Annotated in this window: 18 protein-coding genes; 12 read left to right on the top strand and 6 right to left on the bottom strand. The window is 64.4% G+C overall.

What is annotated here, in order from left to right; genetic code table 11:
- The first annotated feature begins 161 nt into the window (after positions 1-161).
- Both ACE3OV_RS00005 and ACE3OV_RS00010 read left to right on the top strand, forming a co-directional pair.
- Positions 162-1,211, top strand: coding sequence for a VCBS repeat-containing protein (locus ACE3OV_RS00005; RefSeq protein ID WP_374323744.1), 1,050 nt, complete (start codon positions 162-164; stop codon positions 1,209-1,211).
- A 35-nt stretch (positions 1,212-1,246) separates the two neighbouring features.
- Positions 1,247-2,866, top strand: coding sequence for a methyl-accepting chemotaxis protein (locus tag ACE3OV_RS00010; protein ID WP_374323747.1), 1,620 nt, complete (start codon positions 1,247-1,249; stop codon positions 2,864-2,866).
- 42 nt (positions 2,867-2,908) lie between these two features.
- On the opposite strand, the gene ACE3OV_RS00015 is transcribed toward ACE3OV_RS00010, so the two are convergent.
- A complete protein-coding gene (locus tag ACE3OV_RS00015) occupies positions 2,909-4,267 on the bottom strand; it encodes a protein kinase (protein WP_374323749.1) in 1,359 nt (452 codons plus the stop codon).
- 153 nt (positions 4,268-4,420) lie between these two features.
- On the opposite strand from ACE3OV_RS00015, the gene grpE reads away from it, so the two are divergent.
- From grpE to dnaJ, 3 genes are all read left to right on the top strand, one after another.
- The gene (gene grpE, locus ACE3OV_RS00020; protein ID WP_374323752.1) at positions 4,421-4,975 is read left to right on the top strand and encodes a nucleotide exchange factor GrpE; all 555 of its coding nucleotides are present in this window, start codon (positions 4,421-4,423) and stop codon (positions 4,973-4,975) included.
- 67 nt (positions 4,976-5,042) lie between these two features.
- On the top strand, positions 5,043-6,986 hold the full coding sequence (gene dnaK, locus ACE3OV_RS00025) for a molecular chaperone DnaK (RefSeq protein WP_374323754.1): 1,944 nt from the start codon (positions 5,043-5,045) through the stop codon (positions 6,984-6,986).
- 97 nt (positions 6,987-7,083) lie between these two features.
- Complete coding sequence (gene dnaJ, locus ACE3OV_RS00030) at positions 7,084-8,235, top strand: molecular chaperone DnaJ (RefSeq protein WP_374323756.1); 1,152 nt, start codon at positions 7,084-7,086, stop codon at positions 8,233-8,235.
- Between the two features lie 167 nt (positions 8,236-8,402).
- Here dnaJ and cysS read toward each other — a convergent pair whose 3' ends face one another.
- The gene (cysS, locus tag ACE3OV_RS00035; RefSeq protein ID WP_374323758.1) at positions 8,403-9,773 is read right to left on the bottom strand and encodes a cysteine--tRNA ligase; all 1,371 of its coding nucleotides are present in this window, start codon (positions 9,771-9,773) and stop codon (positions 8,403-8,405) included.
- A gap of 102 nt (positions 9,774-9,875) precedes the next feature.
- Here cysS and ACE3OV_RS00040 point away from each other — a divergent pair, with 102 nt between their 5' ends.
- The 7 genes from ACE3OV_RS00040 to ACE3OV_RS00070 all read left to right on the top strand — a co-directional run bounded on the left by ACE3OV_RS00040 (position 9,876) and on the right by ACE3OV_RS00070 (position 16,493).
- A complete protein-coding gene (locus ACE3OV_RS00040; protein ID WP_374323761.1) occupies positions 9,876-10,967 on the top strand; it encodes a tetratricopeptide repeat protein in 1,092 nt (363 codons plus the stop codon).
- Positions 10,968-11,095: 128 nt separating this feature from the next.
- Entirely contained in the window at positions 11,096-12,268 is a 1,173-nt protein-coding gene (locus ACE3OV_RS00045) for a murein L,D-transpeptidase family protein (protein ID WP_374323763.1), read from the top strand.
- 1 nt (position 12,269) lies between these two features.
- Positions 12,270-12,830 carry a peptidylprolyl isomerase gene (locus tag ACE3OV_RS00050; protein WP_374323765.1) on the top strand — a complete coding sequence of 187 codons (561 nt, stop codon included), beginning with the start codon at positions 12,270-12,272 and terminating at the stop codon, positions 12,828-12,830.
- A 10-nt stretch (positions 12,831-12,840) separates the two neighbouring features.
- On the top strand, positions 12,841-13,332 hold the full coding sequence (locus ACE3OV_RS00055; RefSeq protein ID WP_374323767.1) for a peptidylprolyl isomerase: 492 nt from the start codon (positions 12,841-12,843) through the stop codon (positions 13,330-13,332).
- The gene (locus ACE3OV_RS00060; protein WP_374323769.1) at positions 13,329-14,063 is read left to right on the top strand and encodes a UDP-2,3-diacylglucosamine diphosphatase; all 735 of its coding nucleotides are present in this window, start codon (positions 13,329-13,331) and stop codon (positions 14,061-14,063) included. Before ACE3OV_RS00055 ends, ACE3OV_RS00060 begins: the two co-directional genes overlap by 4 nt.
- Positions 14,060-15,889 carry a DNA helicase RecQ gene (gene recQ / locus ACE3OV_RS00065; RefSeq protein ID WP_374323771.1) on the top strand — a complete coding sequence of 610 codons (1,830 nt, stop codon included), beginning with the start codon at positions 14,060-14,062 and terminating at the stop codon, positions 15,887-15,889. The genes ACE3OV_RS00060 and recQ overlap by 4 nt, the downstream gene beginning before the upstream one ends.
- Positions 15,876-16,493, top strand: coding sequence for a DUF2238 domain-containing protein (locus tag ACE3OV_RS00070; RefSeq protein ID WP_374323773.1), 618 nt, complete (start codon positions 15,876-15,878; stop codon positions 16,491-16,493). The genes recQ and ACE3OV_RS00070 overlap by 14 nt, the downstream gene beginning before the upstream one ends.
- A 9-nt stretch (positions 16,494-16,502) precedes the next feature.
- Here the strand turns inward: ACE3OV_RS00070 and ACE3OV_RS00075 are convergent, their stop codons facing one another.
- From ACE3OV_RS00075 to ACE3OV_RS00090, 4 genes are all read right to left on the bottom strand, one after another.
- Positions 16,503-18,161, bottom strand: coding sequence for a fatty acid--CoA ligase (locus ACE3OV_RS00075; protein WP_374323775.1), 1,659 nt, complete (start codon positions 18,159-18,161; stop codon positions 16,503-16,505).
- 74 nt (positions 18,162-18,235) lie between these two features.
- Entirely contained in the window at positions 18,236-19,510 is a 1,275-nt protein-coding gene (locus ACE3OV_RS00080; RefSeq protein ID WP_374323777.1) for a DEAD/DEAH box helicase, read from the bottom strand.
- 52 nt (positions 19,511-19,562) lie between these two features.
- Positions 19,563-20,804, bottom strand: coding sequence for an HD-GYP domain-containing protein (locus tag ACE3OV_RS00085; protein ID WP_374323778.1), 1,242 nt, complete (start codon positions 20,802-20,804; stop codon positions 19,563-19,565).
- Complete coding sequence (locus ACE3OV_RS00090) at positions 20,801-21,988, bottom strand: O-succinylhomoserine sulfhydrylase (RefSeq protein ID WP_374323781.1); 1,188 nt, start codon at positions 21,986-21,988, stop codon at positions 20,801-20,803. The genes ACE3OV_RS00085 and ACE3OV_RS00090 overlap by 4 nt, the downstream gene beginning before the upstream one ends.

Below are 21,988 nucleotides of genomic sequence, written 5' to 3' on the forward strand. Positions count from 1 at the left end.
ATCCCAGTACGGGGCCATAAAACCGGCTGAAATCCGGTTTCAAGGCGCAGAAAGGGGTTTCGAATGTTCGATTCATGTTTGTCAGAGTTCGGTTGCCGGAGGCGTCAGGGGAAAATTCAACGGCCTGTTAACAATGTAGTGAACAATGACTGGAGGCCGCCATGAAAATCGCCAGCAGCGAACTGCAATTCACCGCCTCGCATAGCAGCGCACAATCGCGCGAAGTCGAGGAATCGCTGAAGATGTGGAGCGGCCCGCAACGGCCGGATTTCGAAAACCGTGGCCGCGGTAACGCCGGCGGCGAACGCGTCGTACTCTCCGATGCCGGCAAGGCGGCAGCGGCAGCCGACAGCGCCACACCGGTGGACGAAACCCTGGACGAAGACCCGAAGACCCTGCTGATCCGCCTGATGCTGGAAATGATGACCGGCAAGTCGGTGCGTACCATCAGCGCCAGCGAGTTGTCCGGCAAATCCGCACCAGCTGCGCCGCAAGCCCCGCCGGCAGCCGCTGCCAACGCTGGCCGGCCAGCCAATGCCGGCTTCGGCATCGAATACGACTACCGGGCATCGTACAGCGAGAGCGAAAGCACCAGCTTCGCCGCCAACGGCGTGGTGAAGACCGCTGACGGCCAGGAAATCCGCTTCAACCTGCAGTTGCAGATGTCGCGCAGTTATCAGGAAGAAACGTCGGTCAGCCTGCGCCTGGGCGATGCGGCAAAACCGGTCGATCCGCTGGTCCTCAACTTCGCCGGCAATGCTGCCGACCTGGTCGACCAGCGTTTCAGCTTCGACCTCGACGCCGACGGCAGCAAGGAACAGATAGCCCAACTCGCCAGCGGTAGCGCCTACCTCAGCTTCGACCGTAATCAGGATGGCCGGATCAACGACGGCAGCGAACTGTTCGGCCCCACCAGCGGCGACGGTTTTGCCGAACTGGCCGCGCTCGACACCGACAACAACGGCTGGATCGACGAAAACGACGCGGCCTTCAAACAACTCAGCCTGTGGCAACCCGGCGCTGAAGGCGATGGCGAACTGCAATCGCTGGGCGAAGCCGGCGTCGGCGCCATTGCCCTGGCCAAGGTCGCCACCCCGTTCGCGCTGAATGACAGCAGCAATCAATCGCTGGGCAATATCCGCAGTTCAGGAATATTTTTGCAAGAGGATGGCAGCGCTGGCACAATTCAGCAAATCGACCTCAGCGTCTGAACCGCTTCCATTGCTTCACCAACAAGGCCTGAAACATGCCCCGTATTGCCGACTTGAAGATCTGGGTCCGTCTTACCGCCGCCATCTGGCTGGTCCTCGCGATAATCTGGGCGGGGGCCATCATCTGGACCACCAATGTCAATCGTGACACGGCGATCAAGCAGGCCAAGGAATTTTCGCAAAGCATCCACGAAATGACGATGGCCGGCCTGACCGGCATGATGATCACCGGCACGGTCGGCCAGCGCGAAGTCTTCCTCGACCAGATCAAGCAGCTGTCGGTGATCCGCGACCTGCACGTCGCCCGCAGCGACGCCGTGGTCAAGCTCTACGGCCCGGACACCAAGAGCACGCGCGACCTCGACGCGCTCGAACAGCAGGTGATGAAGGAGGGGAAACCTTACGTCTCGGTGGAGAACGAGAACGGCAGTTCCTTCCTGCGCGTGATCAACCCGACCAACGCCTCGAAGAACTACCTCGGCAAGGACTGCATCGTCTGCCACCAGGTTCCCGAAGGCACGGTGCTTGGCCTGGTCAGCATGAAGGTGTCGCTCGACTCGGTCGAATCCGATGTCGCCAGCTTCCGCCTGAAGATCGCCGGTGCCGCGATCGGCGCCCTCGGTGCGCTACTGTTGATCATCTACTTCCTGACCAACCACTTCGTCACCAGGCCGCTCGAACAACTGCGCCATGGCCTGAGCGACATCGCCCGCGGCGAAGGCGACCTGACCCGCCGCCTGCCGGTCAACGGCATGGATGAAGTCGGCCAGTCCTCGCATGTCTTCAACCAGATGATGGATAACTTCCAGCAACTGGTCAGCCAGGTCCGCGATTCCGCCAGCCAGGTTTCCCGCCGCGTCGCCGCGCTGACTGAAAACGCCGACCGGGTGGCGCAGAGCTCGCGCCAGCAAAATGAAAAGTCGAACGACGCCGCTTCGGCCGTCGAGCAACTGGTGTCGAGCATCTCCGAAATCGCCCGCAGCGCCGAGCATGTCCAGCAGCAGTCGCAGGAAAGCCTGGCGCGCGCCAACGAGGGCAACCGCAACCTGCAGACCCTGCTTGGCGAAATGACCGTCGTCGAGCGGGCGGTCAAGGAAATGGCCGACTCGGTGAACAATTTCGTGCGCAATACCGAGTCGATCACGATGATGACGCGCGAGGTCAAGGACATTGCCGAACAGACCAACCTGCTCGCCCTCAACGCCGCCATCGAGGCCGCCCGCGCCGGCGAACAGGGCCGCGGTTTCGCCGTCGTCGCCGACGAGGTGCGCAAGCTGGCCGAAAAGTCCTCGCACTCGGCGAGCGAAATCGACCGCATCACTGCCAGCCTCAGCGCTCAGTCGGTTGCCGTCCGGCGCAGCATCGAGGAAGGCATGCATCACCTGGAAACCAGTCAGGCGGCGGTCGACTCGGTCTCCAGCGTGCTGCACGCCGCCAACGGATCGGTGGCCGAAGTCGGCCACGGGCTCGACACCATTGCCCAGGCCACCGACCAGCAACGCCGCGTGTCCGGCGACGTCGAATCAAGCATCGAAGCGATCGCCGGCATGGCCCGCGACAATACCGGCACCGTCGAACAGACCGCCGGCGCCGCCCACGACCTGCGCCGCCTGGCCGAAGGACTGGCCAACCTGGTCGGCCGGTTCAAGGTCTGAGCCCACCGCGCCAACAACTACGCCGCCTGCGGGCGGCGTTGTTCATTCCGGCGCCAGTTCCAGCGTCACCCCACCGTAGGACTTGCCACCGTAATGCCCACTGGCGCTATTGACTGCCGGCTGGCCGATACTGGCGGCGATCTTGTTGACCTCACGCAGACGATGGATCAGACGGGCGAGCAGCGCATCGCGCATACGGCCCATCAGTTCTTCCGACGACAAGGCGAGCGCCGAGGCATTGACCTCGAGGAACAGGGTCGGCTCCAGCGTCACCACCGTCGCATGACGCAAGTCGCTCGACGGATGCAGGAAAGCCACCTCGCCGACCGGTTCGCCGACGCCGAGGCGGCATAGCGCCTTGCCGCCCAGCGAAACCTCGACGCTGCCGGCGAGGATGATGCCAAACAGGCGGCTGTTGCTGCCCTCGGTGATCAGCGGAACATTGGCCGCCACCTGCCGCCACAGCGAGACGCGCAGCACCTCCCAAAGTTCGATGTTCTCGAATTCGGTGAAGAACTCGACGCGGCGCAACTGCTCGAAGTGCCGCATGTCGTGCTCGGTCTCGTCCTCCTCCAGGATCTTGTAGCGCACCGCCGACAAATCCTTGGCCATTTCCGCGCCGTTGCGGTAACGACTGTACAGGTCCTTTTCCAGCGCCTTGCGCAGGATCGCGTCGAGCCCTTCGGGAAGCGCCGGGTTGAGCGCACTGACGGGCGGCGGATCGGTATTGACGATCTTGTACACCAGCGTCGCCTGGTTGTTGGCGCGGAAAGGCAAACGCCCGGTCAACAACTGGAACATGACGACGCCGAGCGAATAGAGATCGGTCTTCTGGTTCAGCGGGTAGCCCTTGATCTGCTCCGGCGACATGTAGGCCGGCGAACCGACCCCCATGATGAAGGTCGAGTCGCGGTCGAGATCCTTGTTCAGGTTCAGCGCCAGCCCGAAATCGGCGATCTTCGGCTCGTCGCCGGCAGCGATCATGATGTTGGCCGGCTTGATGTCGCGGTGGATGATGCCCTGCCGGTAGGCCGCGTCGAGCGCCATGCAGCACTTGAAGATGATGCTGACGACGCGATGCAGCGGCAGCAGCTTGTCGATCCGGCAATGCTGCTCAAGGCTGAAGCCGTCGACATACTCCATCGCCAGGTAGGCGAATTCGTCCTCGACCACCGCGTCGTAGACCCGGACGATGTTCGGGTGATCAAGGCGCCGGGAGACCATCCCTTCGTTCTGGAACAGCTTGCGCATGCGGCGCGACATGGCAGCGCAATCCTGGCCGAAGCGGATCACCTTGACGGCAATCTGCCGCGCATTTTCCGGGTCGTCACAAAGGTAGACCGTAGCGGTCGCCCCCTTGCCGAGCTCGCGGATGACGCGGTATTTGCCTATCGTTTCCATGACATTGACGTCGAATGAATGCTTCGTTGGCGATGCTAGCACGCCGACGCGCTCAATAAAGCAAACAAATGTGTAGTAAAAAATTTTCGAGCGGCTCTTGAAATGCCATTTTCCATCCCCATCTCCCCGTTCGGTTTATTGGAGAAAATGCGCATGTCTAACGAGGAAACCCCGCAGGACAACCTGCTCGATGCCGCCCAGGCGGAAACGCCGGCCAGCGAACCGGAAAAGGAACGCCACATCGACGTTCTGCCGAGCCTGGAAGAACAGATCAAGGCACTGGAACTGAAGGTCGCCGAAACCCACGACGCCTGGCTGCGCGCCAAGGCCGAAGGCGAAAACATTCGCCGCCGTGCCCAGGAAGACATCAGCAAGGCACACAAGTTCGCGGTCGAGAAATTCGCCGGTGAACTACTCGCCGTCAAGGACAGCCTGGAAGCGGCGCTGGCGGTGCCGGAACAGACGGTCGACAGCTTCCAGTCCGGGGTCGAACTGACCCTCAAGCAGCTCGTTTCGGCTTTTGAGAAGAACGCGCTGAACGAGGTCAACCCGGTCGGCGAGAAATTCGACCCGCACAAGCACCAGGCGATCGGCATGGTCGACTCCGAGCAGGAAGCGAACACCGTCGTCACCGTCCTGCAAAAAGGCTACCTGATCGCCGACCGCGTGCTGCGGCCAGCGCTGGTCATGGTCGCCAAGGGCAAATAAATCCACTTGAAATCCGGGGCGATGCCCCCACTTCACGAACATCGACAATTCACTTAGGGATACGAACATGGGCAAGATCATTGGCATCGACCTCGGCACCACCAACAGCTGCGTCGCCATCATGGAAGGCGGCACGCCGAAGGTCATCGAAAACGCGGAAGGCGCACGCACCACCCCGTCGGTCATCGGCTACACCGACGACGGCGAGATTCTGTGCGGCGCCCCGGCCAAGCGTCAGGCCGTCACCAACCCGAAGAACACGCTGTACGCGGTCAAGCGTTTAATCGGCCGCCGCTTCGAAGAGAAGGAAGTGCAGAAGGACATCGCCCTGATGCCCTTCAAGATCGTCAAGGCCGACAACGGTGACGCCTGGGTCGAAGCGCGCGACAAGAAGATCGCGCCGCCGCAGGTTTCCGCCGAAGTGCTGCGCAAGATGAAGAAGACCGCCGAAGACTACCTCGGCGAGGAAGTCACCGAAGCCGTCATCACCGTGCCGGCCTACTTCAACGACAGCCAGCGCCAGGCGACCAAGGACGCCGGCCGCATCGCCGGCCTGGAAGTCAAGCGCATCATCAACGAACCGACCGCCGCCGCACTCGCCTTCGGCATGGACAAAGTCGCCGGCAAGGACAAGAAGATCGCCGTCTATGACCTGGGCGGCGGCACGTTTGATATCTCGATCATCGAAATTGCCGACGTCGATGGCGAAAAGCAGTTCGAAGTGCTGGCCACCAACGGTGACACCTTCCTCGGCGGCGAAGACTTCGACCAGCGCCTGATCGACTACATCATCGACGAATTCAAGAAGGAATCCGGCGTCGACCTGAAGAAGGACGTGCTCGCCCTGCAACGCCTGAAGGAAGCCGCCGAAAAGGCCAAGATCGAGCTGTCCTCCAGCCAGCAGACCGAAATCAACCTGCCCTACATCACCGCCGACGCCTCCGGCCCGAAGCACCTGGCGCTGAAGATCACCCGCGCCAAGTTCGAGTCGCTGGTCGACGAACTGATCGAGCGCACCGTTGCCCCCTGCCTGACCGCCCTCAAGGACGCCGGCTGCAAGATCGGCGACATCGACGACGTGATCCTGGTCGGCGGCCAGTCGCGCATGCCGAAGGTGCAGGAAAAGGTCAAGGAAGTGTTCGGCAAGGAGCCGCGCAAGGACGTCAACCCGGATGAAGCCGTCGCCGTCGGCGCCGCCATCCAGGGCGGCGTGCTGCAAGGCGAAGTCAAGGACGTGCTGCTGCTCGACGTCACCCCGCTGTCGCTCGGCATCGAAACTCTGGGCGGCATCATGACCAAGCTGATCCAGAAGAACACGACGATCCCGACCAAGGCCAGCCAGGTCTTCTCGACCGCCGACGACAACCAGAACGCCGTGACCATCCACGTGCTCCAGGGCGAACGCGAAGTCGCCGGCGGCAACAAGAGCCTCGGCCAGTTCAACCTGGAAGGCATCCCGCCGGCCCCGCGTGGCACGCCGCAGATCGAAGTCATCTTCGACATCGACGCCAACGGCATCATGCACGTCACCGCCAAGGACAAGGCCACCGGCAAGGAAAACAAGATCACCATCAAGGCCAACTCCGGCTTGAGCGAAGAAGAAATTCAACGCATGGTCAAGGACGCCGAGCTGCACGCCGAAGAAGACAAGAAGGCGCACGAACTGGCCGATGCCCGCAACCAGGCCGATGGCATGGTGCACATGGTCAAGAAGTCGCTGACCGAATACGGCGACAAGCTCGACGCCGCTGAAAAGGAAGCCATCGAAGCCGCCATCAAGGACGTCGAGGACGTGCTGCGCGACGGCGACAAGGAGGTCATCACTGCCAAGACCGAAGCCCTGTCGCAAGCAGCCCAGAAGCTCGGCGAGAAGATGTACGCCCAGCAGCAGGCCGAAGGCGCGGCGGCCGGTGCGGCCGGTGCGAGTGCTAACGAGGCGAAGGAAAAGACCGTCGAAGGCGATGTCGTCGATGCCGAATTCACGGAAGTGAACAAGGACAAGAAGGCTTAAAACGGACGTCAAAACGCCGTTTTAAGTGGCCGGATCGAAGCGGACGCCCCGGCGCCGCTTGATCCGGCCTTTGTGCAGTAACTGACGGGAACCAGTCATGTCTAAACGCGATTTTTATGAAATCCTCGGCGTCAACCGCGACGCCTCGGACGACGAAATCAAGAAGGCCTACCGCAAGCTGGCCATGAAGCACCACCCGGACCGCAATCCGGACAATCCGGGCGCCGAGGAAAAGTTCAAGGAAGCCAAGGAAGCCTACGAAATCCTCTCCGACAGCCAGAAGCGTGCGGCCTACGACCAGTACGGCCACGCCGGCGTCGATCCACAATCGGGGATGGGCGGTTTCGGCGGTGGCGGTGCCGGCATGGGCGGCTTCGCCGATGCCTTCGGCGGCATCTTCGACGAGATCTTCGGTGGCCGGGCCGGCGGCGGCGGTGGCGGTGGCGGCGGTCGTTCCAACATCTACCGCGGTGCCGACCTGCGTTACAACCTGGAAATCACCCTCGAACAGGCGGCACACGGCACCGAAACCAAGATTCGCATTCCAACCATGGAGGAATGCGAGGTCTGCCACGGTTCCGGCGCCAAGGCCGGCACCCAGCCGAAGACCTGTCCGACCTGCGGCGGTTCCGGCCAGGTCCGTCTGCAGCAGGGCTTCTTCTCGATCCAGCAGACCTGTCACAAATGCCACGGCACCGGCCGCTTCATCGCCGACCCGTGCACCAGCTGTGGTGGCGCCGGCCGCATCAAGCAGCACAAGACGCTGGCGGTGAAGATTCCGGCCGGCGTGGACGAAGGTGATCGCATCCGGCTCGCCGGCGAAGGCGAGCACGGCGTCAACGGCGGCCCGCCGGGCGACCTCTACGTGCAGATCCACCTCAAACAGCACGCCGTCTTCCAGCGCGACCACAACGACCTCCACTGCGAGATGCCGATTTCCTTCACCACGGCAGCGCTCGGTGGCGAGATCGAAATCCCGACGCTGGACGGCGCCGCGGCCATCAAGATTCCACCGGAAACCCAGTCCGGCCGCGTCTTCCGCCTGCGCGGCAAGGGCATCAAGGGGGTGCGCAGCCACACCCACGGCGACCTGCTCTGCCACGTCGTCGTCGAGACCCCGGTCAACCTGACCGAGCGCCAGAAGGATCTGCTGCGCGAACTCGAGGAATCAAGCAAGGGCTCCGACCACAAGCACAACCCGCGCGCCAAGTCGTGGATGGACAAAGTACGGGAATTCTTCGGAGAATGATTCCCTGACCTTGCGGTGAAGGCTGACTTGCACAAGCAGGTTAAGGGGCGTAGCCCCGGCCGGAACCACAAGGCCCGTGAATTCTTCGGCGAGTGAGCCCGCGCCACCAGAAATGAAAACGGCCCGTTCGCTGACGGGCCGTTTTCATTTGGCGTATGCGCCGCAGTTCAGGCGCGCCGCCAGGTGGTTCCCTGCGGACTGTCGTCGAGAACGATGCCGGCCGCCTTCAGTTCGTCACGGATGCGGTCGGCCTCGGCAAAATCGCGCGCCTTCTTGGCCGCGGCGCGGCGCTCGATCAAGGCGCCGATCGCTGCTTCGTCGATCCCGTCGGCCGAACCGCCAGCGCGCAGGTAGGCCTGCGGTTCGCGTTCGAGCAGGCCGATCACCCCGGCCAAAGCCTTGAGCAGACCGGACAGTTCCCCGGACTTCTGGCGGTTGGCTTCGGCTGCCAGCTCGAAGAGCACTGCGATCGCACCGTGCGAATCGAAATCCTCGTTCAAGGCAGCGGCGAAACGGGCGGCAAAATCCTGCGCCCAGTCGATGGCCACCGGCGCCGGCGGCACGTCGCGCAAGGTGAAGTACAGACCGTCGAGCGAACGCTTGGCATCGTCGAGGTGGGCATCGGAGTAGTTCAGCGGGCTACGGTAATGGGCACGCAGGATGAAGAAGCGCACGACTTCAGCATCAAACTTCTTCAACACTTCGCGGATGGTGAAGAAGTTGCCCAGCGACTTCGACATCTTCTCGTTGTCGACCCGGACAAAACCGTTGTGCATCCAGTAATTGACGTAGCCGCAGCAATTGGCGCCCTCGGACTGAGCGATCTCGTTCTCGTGATGCGGGAACTGCAGATCCTGACCGCCACCGTGGATGTCGAAATGCTTGCCGAGCAGAGAGGAACTCATCGCCGAGCATTCGATGTGCCAGCCCGGCCGCCCTTCACCCCAGGGCGACGCCCAGGCCGGCTCGCCCAGCTTGGCATGCTTCCAGAGCACGAAGTCGAGCGGATCCTGTTTGGCGGTATCGACCTCGACGCGCTCACCGGCGCGCAGGTCGTCGAGCGATTTGCCGGACAGCTTGCCGTAGCCCGGAAACTTGCGCACCGCATAATTGACGTCGCCGTCGGCCGCCAGATAGGCCAGGCCATTGGCTTCGAGCTTGCCGATCAGATCGAGCATCTGCGGCACATATTCGGTCGCCCGCGGCTCGTGATCGGGGCGCAACACACCCAGCGCATCGGCATCCTCGTGCATGCAGGCAATGAAACGATCGGTCAGTTGCTGGATGCTCTCGCCGTTTTCCGCCGCCCGCCGGATGATCTTGTCATCAATATCGGTGATGTTGCGGACGTAGGTGACCTCGTAGCCCCGCGCCCGCAGCCAGCGGTAAACCATGTCGAAGACAACCATCACCCGGGCATGACCGAGGTGACAATAATCGTAAACCGTCATCCCGCAGACATACATGCGAACCTTGTTGGCCTCGATCGGTTCGAAAACCTGTTTTTCGCGCTTGAGCGAGTTGAATATCTTTAGCATGACGGAATGAAAAGATGCAGATTCGACCTCACAAACCTATGGCTTTATCGGCTTCTTTGGTAGAATCGAGTGATTGAAAAACTCAGAAATTATAGCACGGCGATGACCACCCACTCCTTGTTCCAGCCTCGCTTCCGGACGCTGCGCGCGTTCGCCTTCTGCTTGTCTCTCGGTTTTGCCGGCCCCGCACTGGCCGACAACCTGCCGGACATCCAGCGCTTGATCAAACAGGGACAGCACGCCCAGGCCCTGGAAAAGGTCGATCAATACCTGAGCAGCCGCCCCAAGGATGCCCAGGGTCGTTTCCTGAAGGGCCTGATCCTCACCGAGCTGAACCGTCCGGCTGACGCCATTGGCGTCTTCACCAAGCTGTCCGAGGACTACCCGGAACTGCCCGAGCCCTACAACAACCTGGCCGTGCTCTACGCCCAGCAGAAACAATATGACAAGGCGCGCACCGCCCTGGAAATGGCGATCCGCACCCATCCTTCCTACGCCATCGCCTACGAGAACCTCGGCGACGTCTATGCCAAGCTGGCCAGCCAGGCCTACGACAAGGCGCTGCAACTCGACGGCGCGAATGCGACGACGCAGAACAAGCTGGCGCTGATCCGCGATCTGATCAGCACTTCCGGCAAGGGCAATGTCCGGCCACCGGTGGTCGCCGCTGCCGCACCGGCGGCGGCACCTGCAGCCGCCCCCGCTGCAGCGCCGGTCGCCGCTGTCAAAGCACCACCGACCGCCACCGTCGTCGCCACCACGCCGGCGGCTGCGGCACCTGCTCCGGTTGCCGCTGAAGCCAAACGCCCGCCCCCCGCAGCAGCACCGGCAGCAGCTGCGCCGGCCAAGGCTGCAGGCAGCGACGAAATCGCGCAGGCCATCGCCGCCTGGGCGCAAGCCTGGTCGCAGAAGGACATGAAGGCCTACTTCGCCGCCTACGCCAACAACTTCGAGCCGGGCAAGGGCGTCAGCCGCAAGGCCTGGGAAAGCGAGCGCGAACAGCGGATCGGCGATCGCCCGGGCAAGATTTCGGTCACTTACGAAGAGCCGACCATCAGCATTGACGGCAACACCGCCACCGCCCGCTTCCGTCAGCATTACAAGGCGCCTGGCCTCAACAGTTCGAGCTGGAAGACGCTGGTGTTCGTTCGCTCCGGTAGCAAGTGGCTGATCCAGGAAGAAAAAGCTCGTTGATGCGTATCAGGAAGTTGTTGCTGCCAGGCCTGACCGGCCTGGCAGTTGTCGTTTCTGCACTGTATTTTTTCCCACGGGAAAAACATCCTGAACCGGTCAGTCAGGCAGCGGCACAGAATCCCCCGACAATGCAGATCTGGCCGACGCATGAGACGCCGGCCGCAGTGGCACCAACCCCGGCAGAACTCGCCGACGGCAGCCCGGAAGCCCGCCTAGTCGGCATCTTCCGCGAGATCGAACAGCGCAACCTGAATCGTGCGCTGGAACTCACCGAGGCCTTGCTCCAACAACATCCGAATTACCGGCTGGCCTACCTGATCAAGGGCGACCTGCTGCTGGCAAGGACCCGGCCGATCGACAATTTCGGTGCGGCGCAGGGTGCGCCGGCCGAGCGCATCGCCGATCTGCGCGCCGAGGCGCTCAAGCGGCTGCAGGGCTATCGGGAAAAACCCCCGGCGGACTACGTTCCGCGCTATCTGGTGCAGATGCGCCCCGACCAGCGCTACGCCGTGGTCATCGACACCCAGCGCTCGCGCCTCTATCTCTACGAAAACGACCAGCAGAATGGCGGCCGGCCGCGTTTCGTCGCCGATTACTACATAACCCAGGGCAAACTGGGCGCCGACAAGCTGGCCGAAGGCGACAAGAAGACGCCGATCGGCGTCTACCATGTGACCGCTGACCTCTCGCGCCAGAAGTTGCCGGACCTTTACGGCAACGGCGCCTTCCCGATCAATTACCCGAACGAATGGGACCGCCGCCAGGGCCGCGGTGGTAGCGGCATCTGGCTGCACGGCACGCCGTCCGACACCTTTGCCCGGCCGCCGCTCGCCTCCGACGGCTGCGTCGTGCTCACCAATCAGGATCTGGAAGCCATCCGCAGCAATCTGCAGGTCGGGCTGACGCCGGTAATCATCAGCAACAGCATCGAATGGCTGTCGCTCGACGACTGGGCCAAGGAACGCGAAACGCTCAACCGGACCATCGAGGCCTGGCGCGCCGACTGGGAAAGCCGCGACAGCGCCCGCTACCTGAGCCATTATTCCCGTCAGTTCAGCGGCGGCGGCCAGAACTTTGCACAGTTTGCCGATCAGAAGCGGGTGGTCAACGCCAGCAAGGAATGGATCAAGGTCCGTCTCGACAACCTCACGGTATTCCGCAATCCGGGCAAGGAAGAACTGATCGTCGTCACTTTCGATCAGGATTACCGCAGCAACAACCTCAACAACCGCATGAAGAAGCGCCAGTACTGGGTGCGCGAAGGCGGTCAATGGAAGATCATCTACGAAGGAGCCGCCTGACATGAAGAAACTGACCGGCATTCTCGCCGCCCTGACGCTGTGCGCGACGCTCGCCCAGGCCGCGCCGACCCTGGAACTGCAGACCAGCCTCGGCCGCATCGTCGTCGAACTCGACGCCGAGAAGGCACCGAAGAGCAGCGCCAACTTCCTGCAATATGCGAAGGACGGTTTCTACAACGGCACCGTCTTCCACCGCGTGATCCCCGGTTTCATGATCCAGGGTGGCGGGTTCGACGCCGGCATGGCGCAGAAGGCGACCCGCCCGGCGATCGAGAATGAAGCCAGGAACGGTCTCAGGAACCGCCGCGGCACGCTGGCCATGGCCCGCACCATGGACCCGCACTCGGCGACCGCGCAGTTCTTCATCAACCACGCCGACAATGCTCCGCTCGATTACCCGAGCCGTGACGGCTGGGGTTATGCGGTCTTCGGCAAGGTCACCGAGGGCATGGACGTGGTCGACAAGATCGCCAGCCAGCCCACTTCCAGCAAGGGTTTCCACCAGGACGTGCCGCGCACGCCGGTGGTCATCCAGAACGTCAAGATCCTCAGCGAAAAATAAGGAAATCCCCATGATCAAGCTCACCACCAACTTCGGCGTCATCAGCCTCGAACTCGACGCCGAGAAGGCGCCGAAAACCGTAGAGAACTTCATCGCCTACGTCGAGGCCGGCCATTACGACGGCACCATCTTCCACCGCGTGATCAAGAACTTCATGATCCAGGGCGGCGGCATGGAAGCCGGCATGAAGCAGAAGGAAACCCGCGCGCCAATCGAGAACGAGGCCGCCAACGGCCTGAAGAACGTCCGCGGCAGCATCGCCATGGCGCGCACCAGCGACCCGCATTCGGCCACCGCCCAGTTCTTCATCAACACCGTCGACAACGACTTCCTCGACTTCAAGGCACCGGCCGGCCAGGGCTGGGGCTACTGCGTCTTCGGCCAGGTCGCCGACGGCATGGACGTGGTCGACAAGATCCGCGCCGTGCGCACCGGCAACAAGGGCTTTCACCAGGACGTGCCGATCGAGGACGTGATCATCGAAAAAGCGGAAGTGGTTTGATCCTCTTCGTTGCCGACCTCCACCTGTCGCCCCGCACACCCGGGGCGACGGCGCTGTTCCTCGAGTTCCTCGCCGGGCGCGCCCGCCAGGCCAGCGAACTCTACATTCTCGGCGACCTGTTCGAGACCTGGATCGGTGACGACGACATCGACTCCCCCGAACACGCTGAAATCATCGCCGCGCTGCGTGCCGCCAGCGCTGCCGGCCTCGCCATCAGCATCATGCACGGCAACCGCGACTTCCTTCTCGGCGACGCCTTCGCCGCCGCTGCCGGCGTCTGCCTGATCAGCGAACCGTATATCCTGTCCACCGCCGAATGGCAGTTCGTGCTCGCCCACGGCGATGCCCTCTGTCTCGACGACGCCGACTACATGCGCTTCCGCGCCGAAGTCCGCACGCCGGCCTGGCACAGCGCCTTCCTCGCCCGGCCGCTGGCCGAGCGGCGAGCCATCGCCGACGGCATGCGTGCCGCCAGCGCCGCCAGCCAGCGCCAGCGCGAGACGCCCTACAGCGACCTGCAAGCGGCCGCCACCGAAGATTTCCTGCGCGCCCACGGCTACGCGACCTTCATCCACGGCCACACGCACCAGCCGGCAACGCACGACCATATTGTCGACGGCATCCACGTCGAACGCTGGGTGCTCGCCGACTGGCACGAAGACCGCGGCGAATGCCTGGTCTGGGACGGCGAGGCGCTGCACCGCGAAGTTCTACACCCGGCAGCCCGATGAAACCGCCGGCCAACGCCCTCGACATCCTGCGCGATGTCTTCGGCTACCCCGCCTTCCGCGGCGAGCAGGCACAGATCATCGCCCATGTCGCCGGCGGTGGCGATGCCCTGGTGCTGATGCCGACCGGCGGTGGCAAGAGCCTCTGCTACCAGATTCCGGCGCTGCTACGCCCGGGTTGCGCCATCGTCGTTTCGCCGCTGATCGCCCTGATGCAGGACCAGGTCGACGCACTGACCCAGCTTGGCGTGCGCGCTGCCGTGCTCAACTCCACGCTCGACCGGCGCGCCGCGCAAGGCGTCGAACAGGCGATCTTCGCCGGCCAGCTCGACCTAGTCTACATCGCCCCCGAACGGCTGATGCTTGACCGCACCCTGGCCATGTTCGACGCCCTCTACGAAGCCGGCAAACTCGCCCTGTTCGCCATCGACGAGGCGCACTGCGTATCGCAATGGGGCCACGATTTCCGCCCGGAATACCTGCAGCTTTCCGCGCTGCACGAGCGCTACCCGCGGGTGCCGCGCATCGCGCTCACCGCCACCGCCGACCGGGCGACGCAGAACGAGATGCTGCAGCGCCTGGGGCTGGGCGAAGCGCGCGTCTTCCTGTCCAGCTTCGACCGCCCGAACATCCGCTACACCGTGGTCGAGAAGGACAACGCCCGCCAGCAACTGCTCGGCTTCCTAGGCGGGCGCAAAGGCCAGGCCGGCATCGTCTATTGCCTGTCGCGCAAAAAAGTCGAGGAAACCGCTGCCTGGCTGTCGACCCAAGGCTACCCGGCGCTGCCCTACCACGCCGGCCTGCCGGCCGACGAGCGCGCCGCCAACCAGCGCCGCTTCCTGCGTGAGGACGGCCTGGTCATGTGCGCGACGATCGCCTTCGGCATGGGCATCGACAAACCCGACGTGCGCTTCGTCGCCCACCTCGACCTGCCGAAGAGTATCGAGGCCTACTATCAGGAGACAGGCCGCGCCGGCCGCGACGGCGAGCCGTCGGAAGCCTGGATGGCCTACGGCATGCAGGACGTCGCCTTGCAGCACGCGCGCATCGCCGAATCGGGCGCTGGCGAAGGCCAGAAAATCCTCGAATCACAACGCCTGACCGCCCTGCTCGCCTATTGCGAGGCGCCGCGCTGCCGGCGCCAGGTGCTGCTCAACTATTTCGGCGAGGAACGCCAGCCCTGCGGCAACTGCGACGTCTGCGCCGAACCGCCGGAACTATGGGACGGCACGCAGGCGGCGCAAAAGGCGCTGTCGGCGATCTACCGCACCGGCATGCGCTTCGGCGTCAGCCACCTGATCGACGTGCTGCGCGGCAAGACCAGCGACAAGATGCGCCAGTGGGGGCACGACCGCCTGCCCACCTTCGGCGTCGGCGGCGAACTTGACGAGCGCGAATGGAAGAGCGTCTTCCGCCAGCTCGCCGCCGCCGGCCTGGTCCATGTCGACATGACCGAGCACGGCGCCCTGCAACTGACCGAAGCGGCACGCGAAGTGCTCAAGGGGCAGCGCACGGTGCAACTGCGCCGACCAACCAAAAAACGCAGCGCGCCGAGCAAGACCAGCCGCGCCCCAGTGGTCGACCTGGCGCCGGCCGACGCCGCGCTGTTCCAGCGCCTGCGCCAGTGGCGCGCCGACACCGCGCGCGAACAGGGCGTGCCGGCCTACGTCATCCTGCACGACAAGACCCTGCGCGAACTCGCCGAGTGCCGCCCGGTCAGCCACGGCCTGCTCGCCGGCATCACCGGCATGGGCAGCGCCAAGATCGAGCACTACGGCGAGGAACTGCTGCAACTGATCCGCGAGGAAGCCAGCCATGAAGCATCCTGACCGTCTGACCGCCATCCTCGGCAGCATCGTCATCGTCGCCCTGATCGTTTCCGGCATCGCCCCTTACGACCGCGCCACCTGGCTGATGGAAGTGGCGCCGGTGCTGCTCGCCCTGCCCTTGCTCTGGCTGACCCGGCGCAGCTACCCGCTGACCGCGCTGCTCTACGTGCTGATCGCCATCCACGCGCTGGTCCTGATCGGCGGCGGCGCCTGGACCTACGCCCGGGTACCGCTCGGCTTCTGGCTGCAGGACCTGCTCGGCACGACGCGCAACCCCTACGACAAGATCGGCCATTTCCTGCAAGGCTTCGTGCCGGCGCTGATCGCCCGCGAGATCCTGCTGCGCGGCGACTGGGTGCGCGGTGCCAAGATGACCGCCTTCCTCTGCGTCTGCATCGCGCTGGCGATCAGCGCCTGCTACGAGCTGATCGAGTGGGCGGCGGCGCTGGCCATGGGCCAGGGCGCCGACGAATTCCTCGGCACCCAGGGCGACCCCTGGGATACCCAGTCCGACATGTTCCTCGCGCTGCTCGGCGCGATCGCCGCGCTGCTCCTGCTCTCCGGCTGGCACAACCGGCAGTTGCACCGCCTGCGGCGCGGTTGAGCGGCTGCCTCAGAGGCAGAGCGCGTCGGGGTCGGCGCGCATCAGGCGCTTGTTCATCTTGCCGACACTGGTCTTGACCAGCGTCTTGACGAAGCGCACCTGCAGCAGCACGCCGTAACGCGAAACGCCGGCCGCCTCGATGGCGTGCGCGGCAAAATTGCGCAACGCGTGCTCGCTGACCTGGCCGACGAATTCGGGCTTCAACAGCACCAGCGCCAGCGGCCGCTCGCCCCACTTGTCATCGGGCACGCCAATCACCGCCACCTCATGTACCGCCTCGTGCCTGGCGACGATGTCCTCGAGTTGCAGCGACGATGTCCACTCGCCACCGGTCTTGATCACGTCCTTGATCCGGTCGGTGACCTTGAGATAGCCGGCCGGGTCGATGTTGCCAATGTCGGCCGTATGCAGGTAACCGCCCGCCCACAGCTCCTCCGAAGCTTCCGGCGCGTGCAGATAACCCTGGGTCAGCCAGGGCGAACGGACAACGACTTCGCCGGTCGTCTTGCCGTCGTGCGCCACGTCGCGCATCTGCGCATCGACGATGCGCAGGTCGACCAGCGGTATCGGCCGGCCGGTCTTGGCCCGGATTACCGCCTGCTCGGCCGGCGACTTTTCCAGATCGGCGCCCGACAGTTGGGCCAGCGTCAGCACCGGGCAGGTTTCCGACATGCCGTAGCCGGTGAACAAGTCGATGCCGCGAGCCAGCGCGGCGCTGGCCATGGCTTCCGGCATCGCCGCGCCGCCGATGACCAGCTTCCAGCCGGAAAAATCGGTTTTCGCCGCCGCCGGATGGCCAAACACCATGTGCAGGATGGTCGGCACGCAATGCGAAAAACTGACCCCCTCCTCCTCGACCAGGCGACAGATCAGGTCGGGCTGATAGCGGCCGGGATAGACCTGCTTCAGGCCAAGCATCGTTGCCAGATAGGGAAAGCCCCAGGCGTGGACGTGGAACATCGGCGTCAGCGGCATGTACACGTCTTCGCGGTGCAGGCGCCCCTGGCCGGCCGCGTTGCCGGTGCCACTGGCAATGCCGAGGGTGTGCAGGACCAGTTGCCGGTGGCTGAAATAGACGCCCTTCGGGTTGCCAGTCGTGCCAGTGGTGTAGAAGGTCGTCGCCTGCGCGTTCTCGTCGAAATCCGGGAAATTGTAGTCGGCGCCGGCGGCGGCCAGCATCGCCTCGTACTCGCCGGCGGCGACCACCGGTGCCACCGGCAGCGACTGCTCATCGCTGATCAGGATGAAAGCGCGCACACTCTCCAGGCGGCCGGCGATCTCGGCCAGGATGGGAAAGAACTCGCTATTGACCATGACCACGTCGGCGCACGCGTGGTTCAGCGTGTACAGGATCTGTTCCGGACTGAGGCGGACGTTCACCGTCTGCAGTACCGCCCCCATCATCGGCACCGCGAAGAAGCTCTCCAGGTAGCGATGGCTGTCCCAGTCCATCATCGCCACCGTGTGGCCGGCCTCGACGCCGAGAGAGGAGAGCACGTTGGCCAGGCGGCCGATGCGCTGGCGCAGCTCGCGGTAGGTGTAGCGCAGCCGGCCCTGGTAGGTGATTTCCTGGTCCGGCGCGGTGGCCAGCGGCGTCAGCAGCAACTGCTTGATCAGCAGCGGATATTGATAGGCCGACGGCGTCGCCCCGACGATTTTTACCGGCATCTGGTTCTCTCCCCGAAACACTGTTCTTTACCACTGGATTTCAGGGATTTTACGCCCGGCCGGGCGGCGCGGGGTCAGCGATGCCGGCTGCCGCTGCGATGTTGTTGCGGCCCGCCGGGTTTTTTCGCCGCCTTTGCCGGTGCCCGCGCCGGCTGCGCCGAACGCCCGCCGCGCGGCGGCTGCGGCGGCCGGGGCGCGGCATGCGCCGCCGGCTCGAAACCTTCGATGACGAGGCGCTCGAGATTGCGCTTGATCAGCTTCTCGATGTCCTTCAGTTGCGGCCGCTCGTCGTGGCAGACCAGCGAGATTGCCTCGCCTTCCATGCCGGCGCGGCCGGTACGGCCGATGCGGTGCACGTAGTCCTCGGGCACGTTGGGCAACTCGTAGTTGATCACGTAGGGCAAGGCGTCGATGTCGATGCCGCGCGCCGCGATGTCGGTGGCGACCAGCGCCGCCAGCTTGCCTTCCTTGAACTCGCCAAGCACCCGGGTGCGCGCGCCCTGCGACTTGTCGCCATGGATCGCCGCCGCCTTGATGCCGGCCTTGTCCAGCGCCCGCGCCAGCGCATCAGCGCCGTGCTTGGTGCGGGCGAAGATCAGTACCTGGTGCAGGCTGCGCGTTTCGAACAGATGCTTGAGGAGATCCTTCTTCTGCTCGCGGTTGCATTCGATGACCCGCTGCGCCACCGTTTCCGCCGCCGTGTTGCGCGGCGCGACGTCGACCGAGACCGGCTGATGCAGCAGACCACTCGCCAGCTCGCGGATTTCCGGCGAGAAGGTGGCGGAAAAAAGCAGGTTCTGCCGCTGCTTGGGCAACAGCGCGATGATCTTGCGGATGTCGCGGATGAAGCCCATGTCGAGCATGCGGTCGGCTTCGTCAAGGACGAAGATTTCGATACTGCCGAGATCGACGGTCTTCTGCTGGACGTGGTCGAGCAGGCGGCCCGGCGTCGCCACCAGGATGTCGACACCGCGGCGCAGACCGGCGATCTGCGGGTTGATGCCGACGCCGCCGAAGACGGCCAGCGAGTTGATCGGCAGGTGCTTGCCGTAGGTGCGCACGCTTTCCTCGACCTGGATCGCCAGTTCGCGGGTCGGCGTCAGCACCAGCACGCGCGGTGTGCGGGCGACGCGGCTGAGGCGGTCGTTGGCGCCCGCAGTCAGGCGCTGCAGGATGGGCAGCGTGAAGCCGGCGGTCTTGCCGGTGCCGGTCTGCGCCGTGGCCATCAGGTCGTGACCGGCGAGCACGGCGGGGATCGCCTGCTGCTGGATCGGTGTCGGGGTGTCGTAGCCCTGTTCGGCAACGGCGCGTTGAATGTCGGCGGAAAGGCCGAGTTCGGAAAACTGCATGGAATGACTCCGGAAAAATGCGTTCGGGCACCGGCGGCGCCCAGGCTGAAGGTCAGTGCAGACCTTCGATGTAGTAGTCGACGCGACCGCGCGGCGCCAGGTATTCGACGACCTCGACCGGCAGCTTGGCCGGGTTGAGGACGCTATCGATCTTCACGTCGGCCTCGCGCAGGTCGACCAGCAGGGCCTCGCTACGCGGCACCCCGGGGTCGTGCAGCATGACCAAGGGGTGCAGCAGATCGCTGCTGTTGGTCTCGACGACCAGGCCGACGCTGCCGTCGTTGAGGGCGACGAAACAGCCGGGCGGATAGACACCGACCGACTTGACGAAGAGTTGCAGCAGTTCGGGGTCGTAATGCGAGCTTTCGCGCTTGAACATGTGCGCCACGGCCTCGCCGGGGGTACGCGCAGTGCTCAGGTCGAACGGGTTGCACAGGTTGTCGTAGCGGTTGGCGATGGCGACAATCCGCGCCAGCCGCGGGATGCGGCCGGCCTGCAGATGATTGGGAAAACCGCTGCCATCCCAGCGTTCATGGTGGCAGGCGATGACGTTGCGCACGCCGACCGGCAGTTCGGGAATCACCGCGACGTGCTTGATGCCGTAGCCGACATGCGCCTGGTAGAACTGCTCCTCGGCGTGCGTGCGCTGGCTGTTGCGCAGCACGCGGGCCGGCACCTCAAGCTTGCCGATGTCGTGAAACATGGCGCCCAGGCCGAGCCAGCGCATTTCCTCCTCTTCCAGGCCGAGCGCCCGGCCGAGCAGCAGCGACAGCACGGCGACGTTCATCGCGTGCTGGGCCATGCCCGGTTCCTTGACCTTCATGTTGACCAGGTGGATGGCGACGCTCTGGCTGCCGATCAGGCTGCTGACCATGCGGCCGACGGTGTTCTTGGCCTTGCCGTAGGATTCAGCGGGGCGGCTGCCGAGGTCGCGCAGGATGTCCTGAACGCCGCTCGCTTCCTGCTCGTACAGACGTTCGCAGCGGGCCAGGCCCTCGCGCTGGGCGCGTACGCGCTCGGTGCGTTCGCGCTTGTCGTGGATCATCGACGCCATCACCGCCGCCGAGAAATCCTCTTCCGGCGGCAACGCCTTCTGTTCCGGCAGCGGCTGCGCCGTGCTGCGCACCGGGTCCCATTCGATTTCCTTGAAGCCCAGGCTGCGCAGGACCTTGATCTGGTCGTGGCTGGTCAGTCGGAAGCGGTTGAGCAGAAACGGGTGGTCGAGCCAACCCAGCCCGGTGATCGAGATGAAGACGCCAGGCTGCAGCCGATCGACCGGGACCGTGTGTTTCATGCGCCGATCAAGGAAAGACCGCGGTCGAGGTCGGCCTGCAGGTCGGCCTGCGCTTCCAGGCCGACGGCGATGCGCAGCAGGCCCTCGCCGATCCCCGCCGCCGCCCGCGCTTCCGGGGAAATCCGGCCGTGCGTGGTGGACGCCGGGTGGGTGATCGTCGTCTTGACGTCGCCGAGATTGGCGGTGATCGACAACAGGCGGCAGTGGTCGACGACGCCCCAGGCTTCGGCACGACCGCCGCGCACTTCGAAGGAGACGATGGCGCCGCCGGACTTCTGCTGCGTCTGCGCCAGCGCGTGCTGCGGATGCGAAGCCAGCCCCGGGTAATAAACACGCGCCACCTGCGGGTGCGCTTCCAGCCAGGCGGCCAGCTTGGCGGCGTTGGCGGATTGCGCCTCGACGCGCAGTTGCAGCGTCTCCAGCCCCTTGAGCAGAACCCAGGCGTTGAACGCCGAGAGGGTCGGGCCAGCGGTGCGCAGGTACTTGAAGACTTCCTCGGTCAGCTTTTTCGGACCGCAGACGGCGCCACCGAGCACCCGGCCCTGGCCGTCGATGTACTTGGTCGCCGAATGGACGACCAGATCGGCGCCCAGTGCCAGCGGCTTTTGCAGGATAGGCGTGCAAAAGCAGTTATCGACCGCGACCAGGATGCCGCGCTCGTGGGCAATCGCCGCCAGCGCCCGGATGTCGGCGATTTCGGTAAGCGGGTTGGACGGCGTTTCGAGGAAGAACAGTTTGGTTTCCGGCCGGATCGCCGCCGCCCAGGCCGCCGGGTCGGTGGCCGGCACGAAACTGGTGGTGATGCCGGTGCGCGCCAGGATGTTCGAGAACAACTGGACGGTGGCGCCGAACAAGCTGTTCGAGGCGACGATATGGTCGCCCTGCTTGAGGTGGGCCAGCACCAGCGCCATGATCGCCGACATGCCACTCGCCGTGGCGACGCAATCCTCGGCGCCTTCCAGCGCGGCGAGGCGTTCCTCGAACATGCTCACCGTCGGGTTGGAGAAACGGGCGTAGACGTTGCCCTCCTCCTCGCCGGAAAAGCGGCGGGCGGCCTGCGCCGCGCTGTCGAAGACGAAGCTGGAGGTCAGGTAAAGCGCCTCGGCGTGCTCGCCAAACTGGCTGCGCTGCTGCCCGGCGCGGACGGCCAGGGTTTCCGGCTGGTAATTCGTCGGCTCGCCCAT

This window comes from Azonexus sp., assembly GCF_041909095.1.
Taxonomy (GTDB): domain Bacteria; phylum Pseudomonadota; class Gammaproteobacteria; order Burkholderiales; family Rhodocyclaceae; genus Azonexus.